Below are 17,756 nucleotides of genomic sequence, written 5' to 3'. Positions count from 1 at the left end.
CTGCATGCGCGAGTTTCTACACTCCTTCTCCCGGCTGGAACTCGATAAGGTAAAGCAGCGAATTCAGAATTATACCCTCTCGCCTCTCGGGCGGGAGCACGTGGAGAACCTCGCCCCGTCCGCCGATCTCGAGGAGGTCCGGCACAGCCTCGCCGGCGTCTCCGAGATGAAGCGGTTGCTCGAGACGGACGATTACCCCCCGCTCGAGAACGTCTTCGATATCAGAACCAGCCTGAGCCGGGCGTCGATCGAAAATTACATCCTTTCGTCTGCGGAACTGCACCAGATCGCGCTGGTGCTATCCACCTCCGAAAAAATCCGGTCCTATTTCGCTCGAAGGCAACAGCTCTATCCTGTGATGTGGAGGATAGTTAATGCCATTCAGCCGGACAAAGTTCTCGGCTATAATATCGGCAAGGCGATTGACGACGAAGGGAATGTCAAGGATTCAGCCAGCAAGGTTCTCTCTTCGATCCGCGCACAGATCGTCGACAAGAAGCACAGCCTGAGGAGGAATCTCGAGTCGATTCTGAAATCGATCGCCGAGAAGGAGTGGGCCCAGGAGGAGATCATCACCACCCGGGAGGGACGAATGGTGATCCCGGTAAAGTCGGAGCATAGGAACCGCATCCCCGGGTTCATCCATAGTTCGTCTTCGAGCGGCGCGACGGTGTTCGTCGAGCCGACGGTGACGCTGGAGCTCAATAACGAGATCCGGACGCTGGAATTCGAAGAGCGAAGGGAAGTCGACAAGATCCTCAAGGAATTGACCGACCAGGTCAGGGCCTCCAGGGAGCTTCTCCGCCAGGACGCGCAGGGATTGGGCGAACTCGATTTTATCCATGCGAAAGCGAAGTATTCGATCGAAATACTCGGCGTGGAGCCGAGGATTTCTGCGGGGGGAGTCGTGAAGCTCATCGATGCCTACCATCCGGTCCTGTTGCAGAGGCATAAAAGAAGCGAGATCGTGCCGCTGACTCTCGAGTTCGGAGCTTCTGTCCGGACGATCATAATTACGGGCCCCAACTCCGGGGGGAAGACGGTCGCCCTGAAGACAATCGGTATTTTGAGCCTCCTTGCCCAGTCCGGCTGCCATGTCCCCGCATCAGGCGATACGGAGATGCGGCTCTTCGGTGAGGTGTTCGTCGAAATCGGCGACCAACAATCGATCGAGAACGATCTGAGCAGTTTTAGCTCCCACCTGTCAAGCCTGGGTGAAATCCTCAAACATGCGGATGACTCGACGCTCGTGCTGATCGACGAGATTTGCTCGAATACCGACCCGTCTGAGGGAGCATCACTAGCGGCGGCGATCATCGAGGAGTTGACCCGCCGTGGATGCCTCTCCGTCATCACGACGCATCACGGGAGTCTCAAGGCCTTCGCGGTTGAGAACAGCTTCATCGAAAACGGAGCGATGGAGTTTGATCAGGAGACCCTGCGCCCATCCTACCGGTTTCTCCCGGGAATTCCGGGTAGCAGCTACGCGATCGAAATGGCCAAGCGTATCGAGCTCCCGCTCCCGGTCATCGCCCGCTCGATGGAGCTCAAGGGAAACGAGGCGAATAAACTCGAACAACTTATTATGGAGCTTGAAACAACGGCCCAGGAACTAAAGCATAATCTGGATTCGGTCAGCCGGGAGAAACGTGAACTCGTGGAGATGAATGACTCGTACCGTTTGCGGACCAAGCGGCTCGAGAGTGAGATCAAGGCGATGAAAGCGATCGCACTGGAGGAAGCCACCCAAATCGTCGAAAAAGCGAGCTCGACGATAGAACGGGTTGTCCGCGACATCAGAGAACGTTCCGCGGAGAGTCCCGCGATCGCCTCGGCAAAAAAGGATGTCGGCGAGCTGAAGCGCGAGCTGAAGCAGCTCGAAAAAGAGCTCGAGATTGAGCCTGGTAACATTCTGGAATATAAGGTCGGGTCGCACGTTCGGCTCAAGGGGAGCGATACAGTGGGAGAGATCCTTTCCGCGCTCGACCGCGGCATGTATCTCGTGCTCGCCGGAGGACTCAAGATCAAAGTCCCCGGAGACGAGCTGAGGCCGGCTCCCCCGGCATCGGGGGCAGTCCGGCGAGTCCCGGGAGTCGAGCTGCAAATCGAAGCAAAGAATGAGATCGATCTCCGGGGCATGTACGGAGATGAAGCAATTTCAGCCGTCGAAAAGTTCATAAGCGACGCCCTTGTCACGGGGCTGCACAGGGTTGATATCATACACGGAAAAGGGACTGGAGCCCTCCGAAAACGAATCACCGCTTTTCTGAAATCCAATAGCGCGATAAAGTCGTTCAGGCTGGGGGAATGGAATGAAGGGGGCGCAGGCGTAACCGTGGTGGAGCTCAATTGAGATCGAAAAAGTTGCGAAAGATTCTTATTGCGAATAGGGGAGAAATTGCGATTCGCGTGATCCGCACTTGTAAGGAGCAGGGAATCAGAACGGTCGCTGTTTATTCGGAGATTGACGAAGGATCGCCCCATGTACGCCTCGCCGACGAAGCGATCCCGATCGGGCCCCCGCCCGCGGTGGAAAGCTACCTCAGCATCCCGAAGGTTCTCGCCGCGGCCCGGCAATCTCAGGCCGATGGTGTGCATCCGGGGTACGGCTTTCTTTCTGAAAACCCGGAGTTTGTAAAGGGAGTCCTCCGTCAGGGAATCATATTTATTGGGCCTTCCGCGCGGGCGATGCGGTTGCTGGGAGACAAGGTGGCGGCACGAAGCCTGGCCCGGTCTCTCGACATCCCGGTCGTCCCCGGATCCCGGGAGCCGCTCCGTACTCCCTCGGAGGCGGCCAGGCTGGCAAAGAAGGTCGGCTATCCCGTTCTGATCAAGGCGGCAGGAGGTGGGGGTGGCAAGGGGATGCGGATAGTCCGTTCGGAGCAGGAGCTCGGGGAAGCGATCAGAGCCGCCCGGAACGAAGCCCGAATCGCCTTCGGGGACGGAAGGCTCTTCCTGGAAAAGTATATACAGAAACCTCGCCACATCGAGGTCCAGGTGCTCGCGGATCACCACGGAAATGCCATCCATCTCGGTGAGCGGGAATGTTCGATCCAACGGAGGCACCAGAAAGTAATCGAAGAGTCGCCTTCAACCGCCGTGGATTCAAAGCTCAGGAACAGACTTACTGAAGCGGCACTCAAACTCATTTTGAAGGCCGGTTACACGAACGCGGGGACGGTCGAATTTATCGTGGACGCCAGGGGCGATTTTTATTTCCTGGAGGTGAACACCCGACTCCAGGTGGAACACCCCGTCACGGAGATGCGCACCGGGCAAGACATCGTCTGGGAGCAGATCAGGATCGCCTCCGGCTTCCCCCTCGAACTACGGCAAGAGAAGGTCGATTTCAGAGGCCATTCCATCGAGGCGCGTATCTACGCAGAGGATCCCGCAAACCAATTCTATCCGACAAGCGGGCGGATCGTTTCCCTGAAACCGGCCTCAGGATTTGGAATCAGGGATGAACGGGGAGTGGAGGAGGGGAGCTACGTGTCAACCTATTACGATCCGATGCTGTCGAAACTCATCTCCTGGGGAAGAACGAGGCAAGAGGCCATCAGACGTCTCGCCATGGCTCTCGAGGATTATCAGATCCATGGTGTTAAGACGAACATTCCATTGTGCTTATGGGTTCTTTACCATCCTCTTTTTCAGGCGGGCAGGTATGATACTCATTTCCTGGACGATCGATTCTCGCCCGCTGTCATGGAACCGCCCGAGAATTACCTGGTAGCCGCGGCCGTCAGTGCGGTTTTGATGGATCAACGCGTGTCAGGGAGCAGGTTGAATGGCGTGGCGCGAGATGCAAATGGAGAATGGCGGAAGCAATTGGCAGATTTCATGCGTTGATGGCCGGCCACCGTGTAAAATATGTCCTCGCCGTCAACGGTAAGCCGGTTCTTGTAGAAATCGATCCTCACGGGAGCCTCCTGCTGAACGGAAAAAAGGTGGATGCCGAATTGCTCAGTCAGGCCGGACCCACTGATCTTGTCAGGATGGGGAAGAAACGGCATCAAATCTACTTGAGGAAAGTTGAGGGACATACCTATGAGGTATGGATAAATCACTATGTGATTAGTGTAAATCTTTCGGATGAAAGGGATCAATTACTCGCCCGGTACCGGAAGGGAAAGTCGGCGGAAAAGTCTCTTCTGACAATTCGGGCGCCGATGCCGGGGATCGTCACGAAGCTCCACGCGGCGGCGGGGGAGATTGTGGAGTCCGGCGACGGGCTTGTCATATTGGAGGCAATGAAAATGGAGAATGAAATTCGCTCTCCCCACGCCGGGAGAGTGAAGTCTGTCATGGTAAAGGAGAAAACGACCGTGGAAAAAGATCAGCCCCTTCTTTCAATCGAGCCCGTCTGAATGGGGCCGGCCCGCCAGAAACCTGAGCCATCGGTCGATCTCAAACGGGCGCGCGAACTCGGCCTGGAAGAAAGAGAGTACGAGAAAATTCTTGAACTCCTCGGCCGAACCCCCACCTATACGGAGCTTGGGATCTACAGCGTCATGTGGAGCGAGCACTGTTCGTACAAACATTCGATTCTTGAATTGAAGAAGCTCCCCCGCACCGGCGCCCGGCTCCTCGTGGGAGGCGGGGAGGAAAATGCGGGGTTGGTGGACATCGGGGATGGCCTTGCGATCGCATTCAAGATCGAGAGCCACAATCACCCTTCGGCGGTAGAACCCTACCAGGGAGCAGCCACCGGTGTCGGCGGGATCATGAGAGACATCTTCACGATGGGGGCGAGACCCGTGGCGGCCCTGAACTCGCTCCGTTTTGGGGACCCCGGAAATCCGAGGACGCGCTACCTTGCGAGGGGGATCGTCCGCGGGATCGGCAATTATGGGAATAGCTTCGGCATTCCGACTGTCGCCGGCGACACCTATTTCGAGGAATGCTTCGGCGATAACCCGCTCGTGAATGCAATGGCGGTGGGGGTCGTGCGCCACCGTGATTTCGTCCGGGCCCGGGCGAGCGGCGCCGGGAACCTTGTGATGATCGTCGGGTCGTCGACCGGGAGGGACGGCATTCATGGAGCCACGTTCGCCTCCGAGGAGATCTCCGCCGCTTCCGAGGTCAAGCGGCCGTCGGTGCAGGTGGGAGACCCGTTCACAGAGAAACTCCTCCTTGAAGCGACACTAGAAGCAATTCAGGCGGGGTGCATTGTCGGGATACAGGATATGGGCGCCGCCGGAATTACCTGTTCAACATCGGAGATGAGCGCAAAGGGGGGAGTCGGCATGACGATCGACCTCGACAGCGTGCCGGTAAGAGAAGAGGGGATGAGCGCGTACGAGATCATGCTCTCCGAATCGCAGGAGCGGATGTTGATTGTGACGAAGCCCGGCGACGAGGAGCGTGCCAGGTCCATCTTCCGCAAGTGGGATCTGGAGTGCCGGGTGATCGGTCAGGTGACGGGTGAACCGCGACTCCGGATCAGCCACGGGGGGAAACTGGTTGCAGACGTGCCTCCGGTGAGTCTCGTTCTGGGCGGCGGTGCTCCCGTCTATGAGCCCGAGAGCAGGCAACCTGCCTACGTCGGCGAGTTGCGAAAAGTCGATCTTGCCGTACTTCCCGAACCCCGGGACTATAACCGGTCACTCCTGGAACTCCTCTCCAGCCCCAACATCGCCTCAAGACGCTGGATCTCGACACAGTACGACTCGATGGTCGGCAACGACACGATTGTGTCAGGCGGTGCAGATGCCGCGGTCGTCAGAATCGACGGAAGCCGCCGGGCGATCGCGCTCAAGACCGATTGCAATCCACGGTATGTCTTTCTTAATCCCTATGTAGGGGCACAAATCGCAGTAGCCGAATGTGCGAGAAACGTTGCCTGCGTGGGGGCGAGACCGATTGCAATAACAAATTGCTTGAACTTCGGTAATCCAAAAAAGCCGGAGATGTTCTGGCAATTCAAGGAAGCGGTCAGAGGGATCGGCGATGCTTGCACGGCGTTGGAGACTCCGGTGACCGGCGGGAACGTCAGCTTTTACAATGAGAGTCCCGATGGGCCGATCTATCCGAGTCCGGTCATCGGAATGCTGGGCCTCATCGAAGACGCCCGCCTGGTCGTCCGGGGCGGGTTTCAGCATCAGGGAGACCAGATACTACTTCTGGGGCATACCGTTGGCCATATCGGGGGGAGCGAATATCTTAAAGTAATCCACTCCCTCGTCGCCGGCGACGCCCCTCCCATCGATCTTGGGGAAGAAAAGAGGCTCGAGGAAGCTCTTCTCGCCCTCTGTCGCGCGGGACTCCTCCAATCGGCACACGACCTGAGCGAAGGCGGAATTGCGATCGCACTGGCGGAGTCGTGCCTGTTTGCGACGGATCCCGGGAGCATGCAGGGAGCACGGATCAACCTGGAGAGAGGGTCACGGGATGATTACACGCTCTTTGGAGAAGATCAATCAAGGGTTTTGATTTCGGTTGCACCCGCGGCGCTCGACGAGGTTCAATCCGTTCTCGCAAAATTCCGTGTGAAATCGACGCGTGTCGGATCAGTAGGCGGACCTGATCTGGTGATCAATGACCGGATCAGGGTGAGCGTTTCGGAGATGGGGGAGGTATATGAATCCGCACTCGAAAAACGGCTAGGGATTGAGGCCGGTGCGTAGCAATGGAATCGCCTTCTGATAACTTTACATAAGATATATTATAGGACAATCTGTTCCGGGCCCCGAAGGGGGGTTCGCTGGCGCAAATCTCACTCCAAGGGATCCGAATCCAACCCTGCCTTCTGATCTGCCTCCTTCATCTTCGCGTATAAAAGCAAAGAAGTCACGGCAAGCGCGAATACGACGATGACAAGGAGAATGATCCGCGTCCCCCAATCCGGTATGCCGGTTCCCGCCGCAACCTGCTGTGTCAGCGAATCTCTCATGTCAGATATGCGAGCGTGATTGTCAAAGACATATAGAGGATTGCGATGATGCCGATCGCCGGAAAAAGCTTGCCGCTCCGTTCCATCGCTGCCGCACGGTCCAGGAAAGGAACTGCGAAAAGGCCCAGCGCGACCAGGCCGACCCCGACGTTCACGATCATTTCGCTGTCGAATCCGAACAGGGTGCCCGGCATGAGTCGCAAAGTCTCAAAAAGGGTCAAAAAGTACCATTCGGGGTGAATGCCGGTCGGAGCAGATGAAAATGGATCCGCTTTGCCCCCAAGCTGGACAGGAAAGAGAAGCACGAGCGAAAAGAGGAAGATGGTTCCGAACGTCCACGTCAGGGCGTCCCTGTAGAGATAGTTCGCCAGGAAAGGGATCCCTCTTTTCTGGGGAACGATTCCGATCGGAGTGCTCGAACCCTGCAGTTGATTCAGAGTGACATGGAACCCGATAACCAGCAGGGATATCAGGGGTAAGATCACGACATGTAATGCGAATAATCGCTTCAGGCTTTCCTCTGCGATATACTCGCCCCCCCGAAGAAGAGTGACGATCGCCGGTCCGGCCAGGGGAATGGACCTCGGTATTTCCGTCCCGATCTGTGTCGCAAAATAGGCCGTCGTGTCCCACGGGAGCAAATACCCCGTAAACCCGAACCCCAGCACGAGGAACAACATCACGACGCCGCTTACCCACATCAGCTCCCTTGGTTTCCTGTAAGCCCTCATAAAGTAGGTGCTGAAGAGGTGGACGAAGACACATCCGATCATGAGGTTTGACGACCAGGAGTGAATGGATCGTATCAACCACCCTGAAGGGACTTGCGCGAGGATAAACCGAACGCTCTCATTTGCGGTTTGAGGGGTCGGGCTATAATAGATGAGGAGCAGGACGCCTGTAATGAGCTGTATGAGAAAGAAAAAGAGAGAAAGTCCGCCGAAGATATACCAGAAAGAGTGCCGGTGCCTCGGGACCTCCTTCTTCGAGAGGAAATCGATCAGGCCGCGAGCGCGGAGTCTCTCTTCCAGAAACAGGCCGAGGCTTCTCAGCATACCGGGGACCGGAGGAAGGTATTCGCGCCGGTGCAGCGAGTATTCACATTAAGCCTGGGAGACAAGGATGTTGTCATCTTTGAGTTCCACTCTGAACGGCTTAAGCGGTGTCGGGGCTGGTCCTGCGATGTTTTTTCCCGTCAGATCGAACTGGCTCCCGTGACAGTTGCACTTGAAGATCTTCTCATCCGGCTTGAACTCCACGATGCAGCCGAGATGCGTGCAGACCGCCGAGAACGCCTTGACCTGCTCCTGCTCGGTGCGGACGAGGATGATGGCTTTCTTGTTAAACCGGACGATCTTTGCGCTATTGAACGGAATATCTGTGAATTTTCCCGCATTGATGACTTCAACCACCTTGTCGAGAATATTGGGGGGTACCAGATATTTCACGACGGAGTAAAGCACCGGGAGGCAGGTGAGAAATAGCCAGCCGGCGAGCGCCTCCGTCACGAAATTCCTCCTTGAGAGCTTCTGTTCAGGTGCCATGTTTTCCCCGCCCGGCTGATGGTGAATACTCCAACTCCCCCTTGTAAACCATTGTGACAGGCCCCTCAAGCTCGACATCTTTAATCTCTTTTCCGGCGAGCTTGAAGTCTACGCGGAGAATCTCATCGCTCCACGTTTTCACTTTGACCGGGGGAGCGATCCCCTTGGTGAGCGCGGCGATGGCCGCACTCGCCACAGCCCCGGTGCCGCAGGCAAGGGTCTCCCCTTCCACGCCCCGCTCGTACGACCTCATGGCGATACCTCCACCGGGAATTAACTCGACGAAGTCGACATTCGTTCCACCCGGCTCAAATTCGCTATGATGGCGTATGGAGCGGCCAAGCCCGGTGATCCCCTCCGACCCGATCTTACTCCGGAGTTGATCCGGGAGCTCGGAAGTGAAAAGGACCGCGTGCGGAGCACCGGTGTCGATAAATTGAACTGAGATGAGACCCTCAGGTGTCTGTAGCGGTATCGTTCGGAACTTCACCGGATCCTTCATGCGGAGGGATATGCCCGACCCCGCGACCCGGGCAATGTAGAGGTCGCCAAGGGCCTCGAAACGGGTCTCCCGGCGCGCCCCGGTGGAAATATAATAATAGGCCGAGCACCGGCCTCCGTTTCCGCACATGCCTCCAAAACTCCCGTCGGCGTTATAGTATTCCATGGTAAAGTCCGCCCTGACGCTGGGAGCAAGGACGAGGAGACCATCTGCACCGATCCCGTACCGCCGGTCGCATAGATCGGGAGCAAGCCGGGCCCAGTCGGTGGCCGAGCGATTCTTCAGCTCGTCCACGAGCACGAAGTCATTCCCCGCGCCGGTCATTTTGACAAAAGAGATTTTTTGTCGCTCTTCGCCCATTGCCAACCAAAATCAGGTTTTTGGATGAAACATGCAAGCCGGATTTAATGCGACCGGTAAGGGTAAGCCGCGCGGGGAAAGTGGCCGCCCTTGCGGGCGGCCGGGAGTGGAGATGCGGGGAATCGAACCCCGGTCCGAAGAGAAAACCATCAAGACATCTACGTCCGTAGTCTGCTCTTGTGAGCTCTTCCGTGGTGACCGGAGCAAACGCGGTACACACGGCCTACCTCAGTACATTTTCGCCCTGTAGGCCCGAGGATACTCCAGAGCTAGCCCGGCTAAGTCGACACCCTGTTGCAGCCCGTCGGGCGGAGCTGCAGAGGATGGGTTGCTTTAATTAAGCAGCCAGTGCGTAGTTGTAGTCTGCACTTATTGGTTTTCCGCTTTTTTTGCGTGCAACGCGGAGAGCACGGGATGCAGTCCTGACCATTCTCGTCCCCGTCGAATCCATGTCATCCCCATGGTTAAATATACGACATCTTACCCTGTTAGGCAAATACCCTACAAACGGTGTGCCATTACGGGGATTGACGAAATCAGACCAGATCTCGCTGACAGCGCCGTGGTGCTGTCCCAGGTGTGCCACATGATCCCTGTTTTAGGTTTTCCGATCTGTCAGTCGTCCCGGGCTTAATTCAGGCCGCGATCACTTAACGCTTTCTTCTAACTCTTGTGTGGTTCTGCTCCTTGTAGGTCTCCGTTAAAGCCTTCTTGAGGAAGGAAAATGCCTCTTCAGGAGTGTCGGCGAATCGAAAGAGCTGCCTGTCTTTGTGGCTGATCGTGTTGTGTTTCTCGAGAGCGGCGAAATTCAACACTTCGTTCCAGTACTCCGGCCCATAGAGGATGACCGGCATCGGTTTCACGACTTTCTGGGTTTGGACGAGCGTCAGGACCTCGAAAAGCTCATCAAAAGTGCCGAACCCGCCCGGAAACATCACAAGGGCTTTCGCAAGGTACACAAACCAGAATTTCCTCATGAAGAAATAATGAAACTCGAAGCTAAGCTCCTTCGAGACATACCTGTTCGATTTCTGTTCGAATGGGAGCGTGATGTTCAGTCCGATCGACTTTCCACCCGCCAGGTAGGCCCCTTTATTTGCCGCCTCCATGATCCCCGGTCCGCCTCCGGAACAGATGACGAATTGTCTTTCCTGCCTGAGCGTCTCAGACCAGCGGGTGAGCATCGAAGTGAGCTGAACCGCATCCTCATAATACCTTGACATCTCAGCACTATGCAACGCCTTCTCAAGTTTTTCTTCCAGCCTTTTTCCCTTCAGCCCCTTTCTCGCGACTTCCGCCTGGACGAGACGGAGGTTCTTTTTCGCGACGGCCATCGAATGGATCCTGGCGGATCCGAACACAACGATCGTATTACGGATCCCCTGCCGGCGGAACCGGGTGGCCGGTTCAAGAAATTCCGAGAGGATACGGATCTCACGCGCTGCGGGGCTGTTCAGAAATTCTGCGTTCTTATAGGCTTTCATCGGGTCCTGTTCGACTGGTAAGGAATCAGGGAATTGAGCGGCCGCCGTCGACGACGAAGACCTGGCCTGTCATGTATGAGGCCTTACTTGCAAGAAAAATGACGAGGTCGGTCACGTCCGACGGTTTGCCATAACGTCTTAGGGGGATTGTCGAAACCGGGACATGTTCCTGGGAAGGATCCTCTTCCTCTCCCATCAGGATCGTCCCCGGAGCGATGGCGTTCACCTGGACGTTGGGAGCAAGGGTTCGCGCGAGGATTCGGGTAAGCATGATTACCCCCGCCTTCGAAACGCTATAGGGAAGATGCCTGGACCAGGCCTGAATTCCCCCCAGGGAAGCAATGTTGATGATCCTGCCTCCTTCGCGCTTGAGCATTTCAGGGGCAACCGCTTGAGAGCACAGGAATGTTCCCTTCAGGTTAACGTCGATCGTCGCATCCCATACCGCCTCGGTTGTCCGGCCCAGGGGACTCTCCAGAAAGAGCGCCGAATTATTCACGAGAAGATCCACTCTCCCGAAGATCTGGATCGTACGGCGGACCAGCCGGAGGACGTCCTTCTTTTTCGTAATATCTGCCCGGATCGCACGGGCTTCTCCCCCCTCCTTAAGCACTCTTGAGACAGTCTCAGATGCTCCCGAAGCCGAATCGTGGTAATTGACGATGACCCTGTACGAATTTCTCCCCAGGGCAAGAGCGATTTGGCGGCCCAGCCTCTTCCCCGCCCCGGTCACGATGGCTACCGGTTTCTCCGGATTCGAACTATTCCCGCGACTTCTCCTCTTCACAGACCGGGAAAGTCGAATGGAAGGTCGACAACGCTCAACGCAACTTCCCTCTCTGTACCGTTGGCCACGAACGTCACGGCGACAGGCTCCGGAAACAGCTTTAGATATCCGAGCGCAATCTGCTTCCCCGCTTTAAAGGAATGGGCATGACTTGTAGTCCATCCTGATTCAATTCCATCGACAAACAGGCGTCCCGGAGTCTCATTCTCATATCCCTCAGGAAAGATAAACCCTCTCAATCTACGTTGCAGTTTCTTGTACGTGTCTAGACGGGCAATCACTTCCTGCCCGATATAGCATCCTTTTGAGAAGCTCACGAACCGCACCAGGCCGGCCTCCAGCGGATTGACCCTCTCTTCGATTTCTCTTCCGGTTCTTGGGACTCCCAATTCCACCCTGAGAGGTTCCATCGCACCGGAAGCCGCTTCTCCCCCATTGAGCTCAAAAACGCCAATTTCTTTGAGGCGACCCCCCGCCTTCACGATTTCGTCCGGACTTCCGACGATATCATACGCTTCGATCGGCCATTCCGGGTTCCTGTAGAGAAATGCTCCGGCCGCTTCGCCCAATTCGAATATCGATTCTCCCGGCGAGGATAGGTCCTTGTGGCAGAGTTGTGAGGCGATAGAAGCGGCTTGTGGCCCGATAATGGAAATCCTTTGATAGCTTGAGGTTACATCGGTAACGGTGATGTCTTCCATGATGATGTATTTTTCCAGCCAGGACTTTACGGGTCCCTCATTCCCCTCACCCACGATCAGCAATACCCGGTCCCCCAGATTGAGAGCCAGGACAAGGTCGATCATTCTCCCCTTCTCCGAGGTGAGGATGGTCGGCCGGACGAGAGACTCCTTCAAGTTCTTTAGATCATTGGTTGACAACCTATTGAGAAGGTCTATCGATTCAGAACCCTCCAGGGTGAGAAAACCTGCCTTGTTCTCGAAAGAACCGGCGGAGGTCCGGAGCACGCTTTGCGCATGTTCGAGGGAGGATGCGGTCTGGAGGTTCATTCTGCAAACAATCTACAGAATAGGGGGCTGAAATTCAATCGCCCGTTTCTTTTGGATTCGAATTTCGGAGGTCCGCAAATCTTTTGAAGAGCTCCAGTTCCTCCTTGTTGAGCTTGGCGGGAACCCGGATGGTGACCCTTGCGAAAAGGTCTCCGAACTTGTTCTTTTCGCCGTAATGCGGCATGCCGAGGCCTTTGAGCCGAAGGGTCTTCCCGCTCGAAGTGCCCGCGGGGATATCGACTTTCACCGTCCCCTTGAATGTGTTCACTTCCGCCTTTCCGCCGAGGACGGCCACCGTGACGTCCACCGGGATGTCGCAATAAAGGTCGTCCCCTTTCCTCTCAAAATCGGGATGTTTTGAAACCCTTACGGTGAGATAGAAGTCGCCTCTGGGGCCGCCGTTTCTGCCCGGTCCCCCCTTCCCCGCGAGCCGGAGAACCTGCTGGTCCTTGATCCCGGGTCCGATCTTGATTCTCAACGTTTCTCCACCCATCTTGATCAGACGATCAGACCCATTGTACGCCTCAGGGAGGGGTATGGCCGTCTCTCCCGAGTAATCGTCGCCTTTTGCCGGTCCCGACCTTGTTCCTCCTCCCCCGGCAAACCGTTCCCCGAAGAGGATTTCAAAGAGATCGCGCGGATCCTGGTCGCCGAACGAGCCTCCAAAACTTTCTCCTCCCTGGCGCCGCCCTGCATCGTATTTTGACCAATCAAAACTTCCGTCTCCGGCCCCTCTCTCCTGGTACTGCTTCCACTCCGCCCCGAACTGGTCATACTTCTTTCGCTTCTCGGGGTTACTGAGGACCTCATTCGCTTCGTTGATTTCTTTGAACTTCTCCTCCGATGTCTTGTTCCCCGGGTTTTTGTCGGGATGAAACTTGCGCGCGAGGTGGCGGTAGGCCTTCTTGATCTCCTCGGTGGAGGCGGATCTCTCCACGCCGAGAATTTTGTAATAGTCCTTATACATCGATGTTTTTTATACGGGGGGTGGGGTACATGCGGGAGGGTTCCCGTCCCAGGAACGGAATGGTGCCGCGGGCGTGATCATGGGGTCCGGCCGGAGGATTTGGAAGTGCGCCCACCAGGACTCGAACCTGGAACCCGCTGATTAAGAGTCAGCTGCTCTACCAATTGAGCCATGAGCGCAGCGGAAAATGCCAACGGAAGCGGAGAGGTCCGCGCCCTACTTCTTCGGAGGTTGAGCGGCGGGTTGCTGGGTCGGCTGCTGCTTCGGGGCAGCCTGTTGTCCGGCAGATTGCTGCTGTCCCGCAGGCGGCTGTTGCCCGGCAGGCTGCTGCTGGGCCGGCGCGGCTCGCGGCGGGGTCGGCCGCGGAACGGATGTCGGGTTCATTCCGCGCTGGATGATGCTCTCGCGGCTATCCTTCGATCCCGGCAGGAAGAAAATATTGGTGACAAGGCAGAGGCCGATGAAGACGGAGGCCAGAATGGTCGTCGCCTGACTCAGGAAATCGGCGGTTCGCCGCACGCCGAACACGGTGCCCATGGAACCGCCCCCAAATGATCCGGCGAGTCCGCCCCCCTTGCTCGATTGCATCAGGATGACGATGATCAGGAGGATGCTGACAATCATTTCTATGGATACCATGAGACCGAACATGACCTGATTCCTTCAAAAGTAGTCATTATGATACAAAAAAAACGGCTCAATTACAAGTGAAACAGCTCCCCGGAGTCAGGATGCAGGATCTCGAACGACGCCACCTTCTTGTTCAGGTCGAATCCCTGGATGTCGTCCCCGTTGATATCGTAATTATTCTCAAACCCGAGCCAATTCCAGTCTTTCAGGATTCCGTGCTGCTCATCGGCAGGCAGATCATTGAAATCCGCAATCGTCGTTTGGTAGAACGGAAATCGATCGTACTTTGCCGCGTCGACGATTGCAAACACATGCCGGTTCCCGACCATCATCTCGTAGAGGGACCGTCGGGAGCTGTCCTGAAGAGGAAGGAGCACCCTCCCGTTCCTGAAGATGACCTTCTTCGGCTTGACGAACTCTCCCTCGTCCTGCAGGGTGATGGAGATCTCGCGGGCGATGCCGGAAGCTTTCAACAGGAACTCGCAGACAAGATAGGCGTTGAATTCATTGGCCGCGACGCGCGTGAATCCGCTCGCAAGGCAATGGTCGAAGTAACCCCCCTTTTTAGCGATGACCAGCCCTTCCATCTCGAGCTGCAGAATGATCTGGTTCTCGGAAGCGCCGGCCTGCCTGAGCTCCCTCTTGCGGCGGAGGATTCTCTGCCAGAGCTCCTCTTCGTTGTGGAAGCGGGCATCGATATTCGGAAAGACGGCGAACATCTTGAAGGCAAGCCGCCCGGCGGTCCAGATGAACTCGGAATTATACCAATGCTGGAGCCGAAGGATATCTTCCCACTCCGGTTCGGATACTCTGTTCTGCCCGTCGTCCGCCACCGTATAGTAGAGTTTGCGCGCCATCGCCTGTCAGAACCCGTGCTCGCGGAGCCGTTCTTCCGCGGGAAAACGCGTCCCGGAGTGCCGGCCGTTGAAGCCATCCGCCTCCGAGCCGTCCGGAGCTCCGCTTCCGGGGACGGACGGGCGCAGCATTCGTTCCACGTACTTCCCCACGAGATCGAACTCAAGGTTGACCTGATCGAAGAGCTTGTACTGCTGAAAGAGAGTATGCTCGAGGGTATGAGGAATAATGGATACCCCGACCCGCTCGCCTGCGAGCCTCGCGATCGTCAGACTCACGCCGTCGACGGCGATCGACCCCGTGGGTACGCAGTAGCGCCCGAATTCGGGCGGGACGCGCAGCGTGAAGAGCCGGCTGGTCTCGAGGATCTCAATGTCGATGATTTCGCCGACCGCGTCCACGTGCCCCGTCACCAGGTGCCCGTCGAGACGTCCGTCGATGCGCATCGGAAGCTCCAGATTCAGACGATCGCCGGCCGCACACAACCCGAGCGCCGTCTTCCTGAGCGTTTCCTCGACCGCTTCGAGCTCAAATGAGGAGCCCTCCCGCGCTACGACAGTCAGGCATGTACCGTTGACCGCGATGCTCCCTCCGACAGCGAGCTCTCGAGCGCTTCCGGGCGCCCGGACCCTCAGCCGGACGCCTGCACCGATCGGTGTTCGCGCCTCGACCGTTCCGAGTTCCTGAATGATCCCCGTGAACATAATAATAGATACGACTTCCGGCCGATTAATGCAAGTGTCCGGTGGCAGCTGAATCTCGACTGCCGAACCAAACAAACGCAGCCTAAAGGCTGCGGCTACCGAGCCTTTACCAAGTACCCCTGGAGGAGCGTATCCTCTCCCATCTGAATCAGGGAGACGGTTCGAATACGGGCGGGCCTCCGGCGGGATCGGGGAGCAAGCCCCCGGAAGGCGTCGAGCCCCGTCCCGAAAATGGACGGCGCGATGAACAACAGCAGCTTATCCGCCTTCGATTCAGACACGAACCCGCTGAAGAGGGACGCTCCCCCCTCCACAAGGAGGGAGGAAATCCCCTGCGATCCGAGAAGCCGGAGGACTCTTCCCAGCGGGACTCTTCCGTTGCGGCGGCCGGGGATTCCGATCACCCGCACGCCTTTTCGCCTGAAGAGATCCGCCTTGGAAGAATGCCTCACGAGCGAGTTCCGTTCCACCAGGAGAACGGCCATTCCGCCCCGGGCGTTACGGAAGACCGCCGCTTCCGGCTTGAGGCGAAATTTCCCGTCCAGGACAATCCGTATGGGATCCCTCCCCCTTCCATTCCGGACTGTCAGCCGGGGGTTATCGGCCAGTACGGTGCCTGCACCGACCATGACCGCGTCGTAGTGCGACCGGAGGGTATGCACGTAGCTCCTCGATCGCGGGCCGGTGATCCACCGCGGGGAGCCGTTCGGGCCGGTGATCTTGCCGTCGAGCGTCTGCGCCACCTTGAGCGTGACAAACGGCATCCGGGTCCTGATGTACTTGAAGAAAAATTCGTTGAGCCGGACAGACTCATCTTCCAGGAGACCGACGGTCACGCTCACCCCGGCCCGGCGGAGGCGGCGGATCCCTTCCCCGGAGACGAGGGGGTTCTGATCGATCGTCCCGATCACCACTCTCGCGACTTTCGAACGGATGATCAAGTCGGTGCACGGAGGCGTCTTTCCGTGGTGACTGCACGGCTCGAGGTTGACGTAGAGGGTGGCACCGCGTACAGAAGCGCCCGCGGAGCGGATGGCGTTCACCTCCGCGTGAGGCCCTCCGAACCGGCGATGATACCCCCTGCCGATCACGGTCCCCTTCTTCACGATGACGCAACCGACCATCGGGTTCGGGCTCACGCTGCCGGCGCCTCTCCGGGCGAGCGCGAGGCATTCGAGCATGTAGAATTCGTCCACGGCCTCGGGGTTCATTCGCCTCCTACGGGACACTCAGGGTGAGTTTCCCGCCGATCCGGGCGCGCAGGACCCGGGCGGCGCTTCCGTTCCGCACCGAGACCTCGAGGAGCCCCGTGCTGCCGATGATCGCGGCGGGCGTTCTCTCCGGGGCTTGCATATACGTGCGTACGAACCTCCGCACCATGCGGCGCCCCATCTTCAGTGCCAGAGATCGCGCAAGGGCAGGCTTCATCTGAAAATTCGTGACGATATTCCCGAAATGATCGATGTGAAGGATCGCGCCGTCATAATTCCGGCCCCGCCTCCTCACCGGCATGAGGAGCGGCTCTCCCCCTCCCGAGGGTGTGGTCCGGGGTCCCAGCCGGCCGGCCGGAACGCCGTTTGACAGGTGCGCGGCGACCGGGGCAAACTGGTCCCGTCCCTGGAATGTCGGGCTGATGTGCTTCAAAAAGTACCGGTTGTTCTCCACGCTCACGATCTTCGCATCGCGCGTCGATTCGAGCGCCATCTCGAGGAGACCGTTGTCGGGCGCGAGGAACCGGTAGCCGCCCGCTTCGAGGCAAAGGATCTTTCTTCGTGTCCCCACGCCGGGGTCGACGACAGCGACGAAGATAGTTCCCGGCGGAAAATACCTGTAACAACTCCAGAGGAGATATGCGGCCTGCCGGACATGCTGGGGGAGAACTTCGTGGGAGAGATCGACGACCCGTGTTGCGGGGGCGATGGTTCCAATCACGCCCTTCATCGAAGCGACGTACTGGTCGCTCAGCCCGAAATCAGTCAGGAGCGCGATGAGGGGCCGTCTATTCATTCCGTGGGATG

17 protein-coding genes, 1 tRNA gene and 1 other RNA gene are annotated in these 17,756 nt (G+C 57.4%); 4 read left to right on the top strand and 15 right to left on the bottom strand.

From position 1 onward, the window contains the following. Window positions 1-4: 4 nt before the first annotated feature. The 4 genes from VI215_07005 to purL are packed head-to-tail and all read left to right on the top strand — an operon-like array spanning window position 5 to window position 6,629. The gene (locus VI215_07005) at window positions 5-2,353 is read left to right on the top strand and encodes an endonuclease MutS2 (GenBank protein HEY6192061.1); all 2,349 of its coding nucleotides are present in this window, start codon (window positions 5-7) and stop codon (window positions 2,351-2,353) included. Continuing rightward, window positions 2,350-3,852 (top strand): acetyl-CoA carboxylase biotin carboxylase subunit, encoded by a 1,503-nt coding sequence (locus VI215_07000; GenBank protein HEY6192060.1) that lies wholly within the window; start codon window positions 2,350-2,352, stop codon window positions 3,850-3,852. The genes VI215_07005 and VI215_07000 overlap by 4 nt, the downstream gene beginning before the upstream one ends. Then, window positions 3,819-4,370, top strand: a complete 552-nt coding sequence (locus tag VI215_06995) for an acetyl-CoA carboxylase biotin carboxyl carrier protein subunit (protein ID HEY6192059.1) — start codon at window positions 3,819-3,821, stop codon at window positions 4,368-4,370. Before VI215_07000 ends, VI215_06995 begins: the two co-directional genes overlap by 34 nt. Continuing rightward, window positions 4,371-6,629, top strand: a complete 2,259-nt coding sequence (gene purL / locus VI215_06990) for a phosphoribosylformylglycinamidine synthase subunit PurL (protein HEY6192058.1) — start codon at window positions 4,371-4,373, stop codon at window positions 6,627-6,629. It begins immediately after the preceding gene. A gap of 89 nt (window positions 6,630-6,718) precedes the next feature. On the opposite strand, the gene VI215_06985 is transcribed toward purL, so the two are convergent. The 15 genes from VI215_06985 to VI215_06915 all read right to left on the bottom strand — a co-directional run bounded on the left by VI215_06985 (window position 6,719) and on the right by VI215_06915 (window position 17,745). Then, a complete protein-coding gene (locus VI215_06985) occupies window positions 6,719-6,895 on the bottom strand; it encodes a hypothetical protein (protein HEY6192057.1) in 177 nt (58 codons plus the stop codon). Beyond that, window positions 6,892-7,950, bottom strand: coding sequence for a cytochrome bc complex cytochrome b subunit (locus tag VI215_06980; GenBank protein ID HEY6192056.1), 1,059 nt, complete (start codon window positions 7,948-7,950; stop codon window positions 6,892-6,894). Before VI215_06980 ends, VI215_06985 begins: the two co-directional genes overlap by 4 nt. 48 nt (window positions 7,951-7,998) lie before the next feature. Beyond that, the gene (locus VI215_06975; GenBank protein HEY6192055.1) at window positions 7,999-8,439 is read right to left on the bottom strand and encodes a Rieske 2Fe-2S domain-containing protein; all 441 of its coding nucleotides are present in this window, start codon (window positions 8,437-8,439) and stop codon (window positions 7,999-8,001) included. After that, window positions 8,429-9,301: a diaminopimelate epimerase gene (dapF, locus tag VI215_06970; protein ID HEY6192054.1), complete on the bottom strand. Its 873-nt coding sequence runs from the start codon at window positions 9,299-9,301 to the stop codon at window positions 8,429-8,431. The genes VI215_06975 and dapF overlap by 11 nt, the downstream gene beginning before the upstream one ends. A gap of 104 nt (window positions 9,302-9,405) precedes the next feature. After that, window positions 9,406-9,761: a transfer-messenger RNA gene (gene ssrA / locus VI215_06965) on the bottom strand. Window positions 9,762-9,951: 190 nt separating this feature from the next. Further along, window positions 9,952-10,785, bottom strand: a complete 834-nt coding sequence (locus VI215_06960) for an LOG family protein (protein ID HEY6192053.1) — start codon at window positions 10,783-10,785, stop codon at window positions 9,952-9,954. 25 nt (window positions 10,786-10,810) lie between these two features. After that, window positions 10,811-11,518, bottom strand: coding sequence for an SDR family oxidoreductase (locus VI215_06955; protein HEY6192052.1), 708 nt, complete (start codon window positions 11,516-11,518; stop codon window positions 10,811-10,813). 50 nt (window positions 11,519-11,568) lie between these two features. Beyond that, window positions 11,569-12,582, bottom strand: a complete 1,014-nt coding sequence (locus tag VI215_06950; GenBank protein ID HEY6192051.1) for a hypothetical protein — start codon at window positions 12,580-12,582, stop codon at window positions 11,569-11,571. A gap of 34 nt (window positions 12,583-12,616) precedes the next feature. Continuing rightward, the gene (locus VI215_06945; GenBank protein HEY6192050.1) at window positions 12,617-13,549 is read right to left on the bottom strand and encodes a J domain-containing protein; all 933 of its coding nucleotides are present in this window, start codon (window positions 13,547-13,549) and stop codon (window positions 12,617-12,619) included. Window positions 13,550-13,655: 106 nt separating this feature from the next. Continuing rightward, a tRNA-Lys gene (locus VI215_06940) sits at window positions 13,656-13,728 on the bottom strand. A gap of 37 nt (window positions 13,729-13,765) precedes the next feature. After that, window positions 13,766-14,200, bottom strand: a complete 435-nt coding sequence (gene secG, locus VI215_06935; GenBank protein HEY6192049.1) for a preprotein translocase subunit SecG — start codon at window positions 14,198-14,200, stop codon at window positions 13,766-13,768. Window positions 14,201-14,250: 50 nt separating this feature from the next. Continuing rightward, window positions 14,251-15,036, bottom strand: coding sequence for a hypothetical protein (locus VI215_06930; GenBank protein HEY6192048.1), 786 nt, complete (start codon window positions 15,034-15,036; stop codon window positions 14,251-14,253). A 6-nt stretch (window positions 15,037-15,042) separates the two neighbouring features. Beyond that, window positions 15,043-15,738, bottom strand: a complete 696-nt coding sequence (locus tag VI215_06925) for a riboflavin synthase (protein ID HEY6192047.1) — start codon at window positions 15,736-15,738, stop codon at window positions 15,043-15,045. Between the two features lie 95 nt (window positions 15,739-15,833). After that, entirely contained in the window at window positions 15,834-16,949 is a 1,116-nt protein-coding gene (gene ribD / locus VI215_06920; GenBank protein ID HEY6192046.1) for a bifunctional diaminohydroxyphosphoribosylaminopyrimidine deaminase/5-amino-6-(5-phosphoribosylamino)uracil reductase RibD, read from the bottom strand. A gap of 7 nt (window positions 16,950-16,956) precedes the next feature. Continuing rightward, window positions 16,957-17,745, bottom strand: coding sequence for an SAM-dependent chlorinase/fluorinase (locus tag VI215_06915; protein ID HEY6192045.1), 789 nt, complete (start codon window positions 17,743-17,745; stop codon window positions 16,957-16,959). Window positions 17,746-17,756: the final 11 nt, after the last annotated feature.

The sequence above is a fragment of the Bacteroidota bacterium genome (assembly GCA_036522515.1).
GTDB lineage: Bacteria > Bacteroidota > Ignavibacteria > UBA10030 > SZUA-254 > VBOC01.
The sequence above is the reverse complement of the archived record's forward strand: the minus strand, read 5'-3'. Positions and strand labels throughout refer to the sequence as shown.

Coding starts and splice junctions, on each gene's coding strand:
- VI215_06975 (HEY6192055.1), bottom strand. CDS start 8,439: ATGGCACCTGAACAGAAGCTCTCAAGGAGGAATTTCGTGACGGAGGCG.
- VI215_06960 (HEY6192053.1), bottom strand. CDS start 10,785: ATGAAAGCCTATAAGAACGCAGAATTTCTGAACAGCCCCGCAGCGCGT.
- ribD (HEY6192046.1), bottom strand. CDS start 16,949: ATGAACCCCGAGGCCGTGGACGAATTCTACATGCTCGAATGCCTCGCG.
- VI215_06930 (HEY6192048.1), bottom strand. CDS start 15,036: ATGGCGCGCAAACTCTACTATACGGTGGCGGACGACGGGCAGAACAGA.
- VI215_06995 (HEY6192059.1), top strand. CDS start 3,819: ATGGCGGAAGCAATTGGCAGATTTCATGCGTTGATGGCCGGCCACCGT.
- purL (HEY6192058.1), top strand. CDS start 4,371: ATGGGGCCGGCCCGCCAGAAACCTGAGCCATCGGTCGATCTCAAACGG.
- VI215_07005 (HEY6192061.1), top strand. CDS start 5: ATGCGCGAGTTTCTACACTCCTTCTCCCGGCTGGAACTCGATAAGGTA.
- dapF (HEY6192054.1), bottom strand. CDS start 9,301: ATGGGCGAAGAGCGACAAAAAATCTCTTTTGTCAAAATGACCGGCGCG.
- VI215_06985 (HEY6192057.1), bottom strand. CDS start 6,895: ATGAGAGATTCGCTGACACAGCAGGTTGCGGCGGGAACCGGCATACCG.
- VI215_06915 (HEY6192045.1), bottom strand. CDS start 17,745: ATGAATAGACGGCCCCTCATCGCGCTCCTGACTGATTTCGGGCTGAGC.
- VI215_06950 (HEY6192051.1), bottom strand. CDS start 12,582: ATGAACCTCCAGACCGCATCCTCCCTCGAACATGCGCAAAGCGTGCTC.
- VI215_06945 (HEY6192050.1), bottom strand. CDS start 13,549: ATGTATAAGGACTATTACAAAATTCTCGGCGTGGAGAGATCCGCCTCC.
- VI215_06925 (HEY6192047.1), bottom strand. CDS start 15,738: ATGTTCACGGGGATCATTCAGGAACTCGGAACGGTCGAGGCGCGAACA.
- VI215_06980 (HEY6192056.1), bottom strand. CDS start 7,950: ATGCTGAGAAGCCTCGGCCTGTTTCTGGAAGAGAGACTCCGCGCTCGC.
- secG (HEY6192049.1), bottom strand. CDS start 14,200: ATGTTCGGTCTCATGGTATCCATAGAAATGATTGTCAGCATCCTCCTG.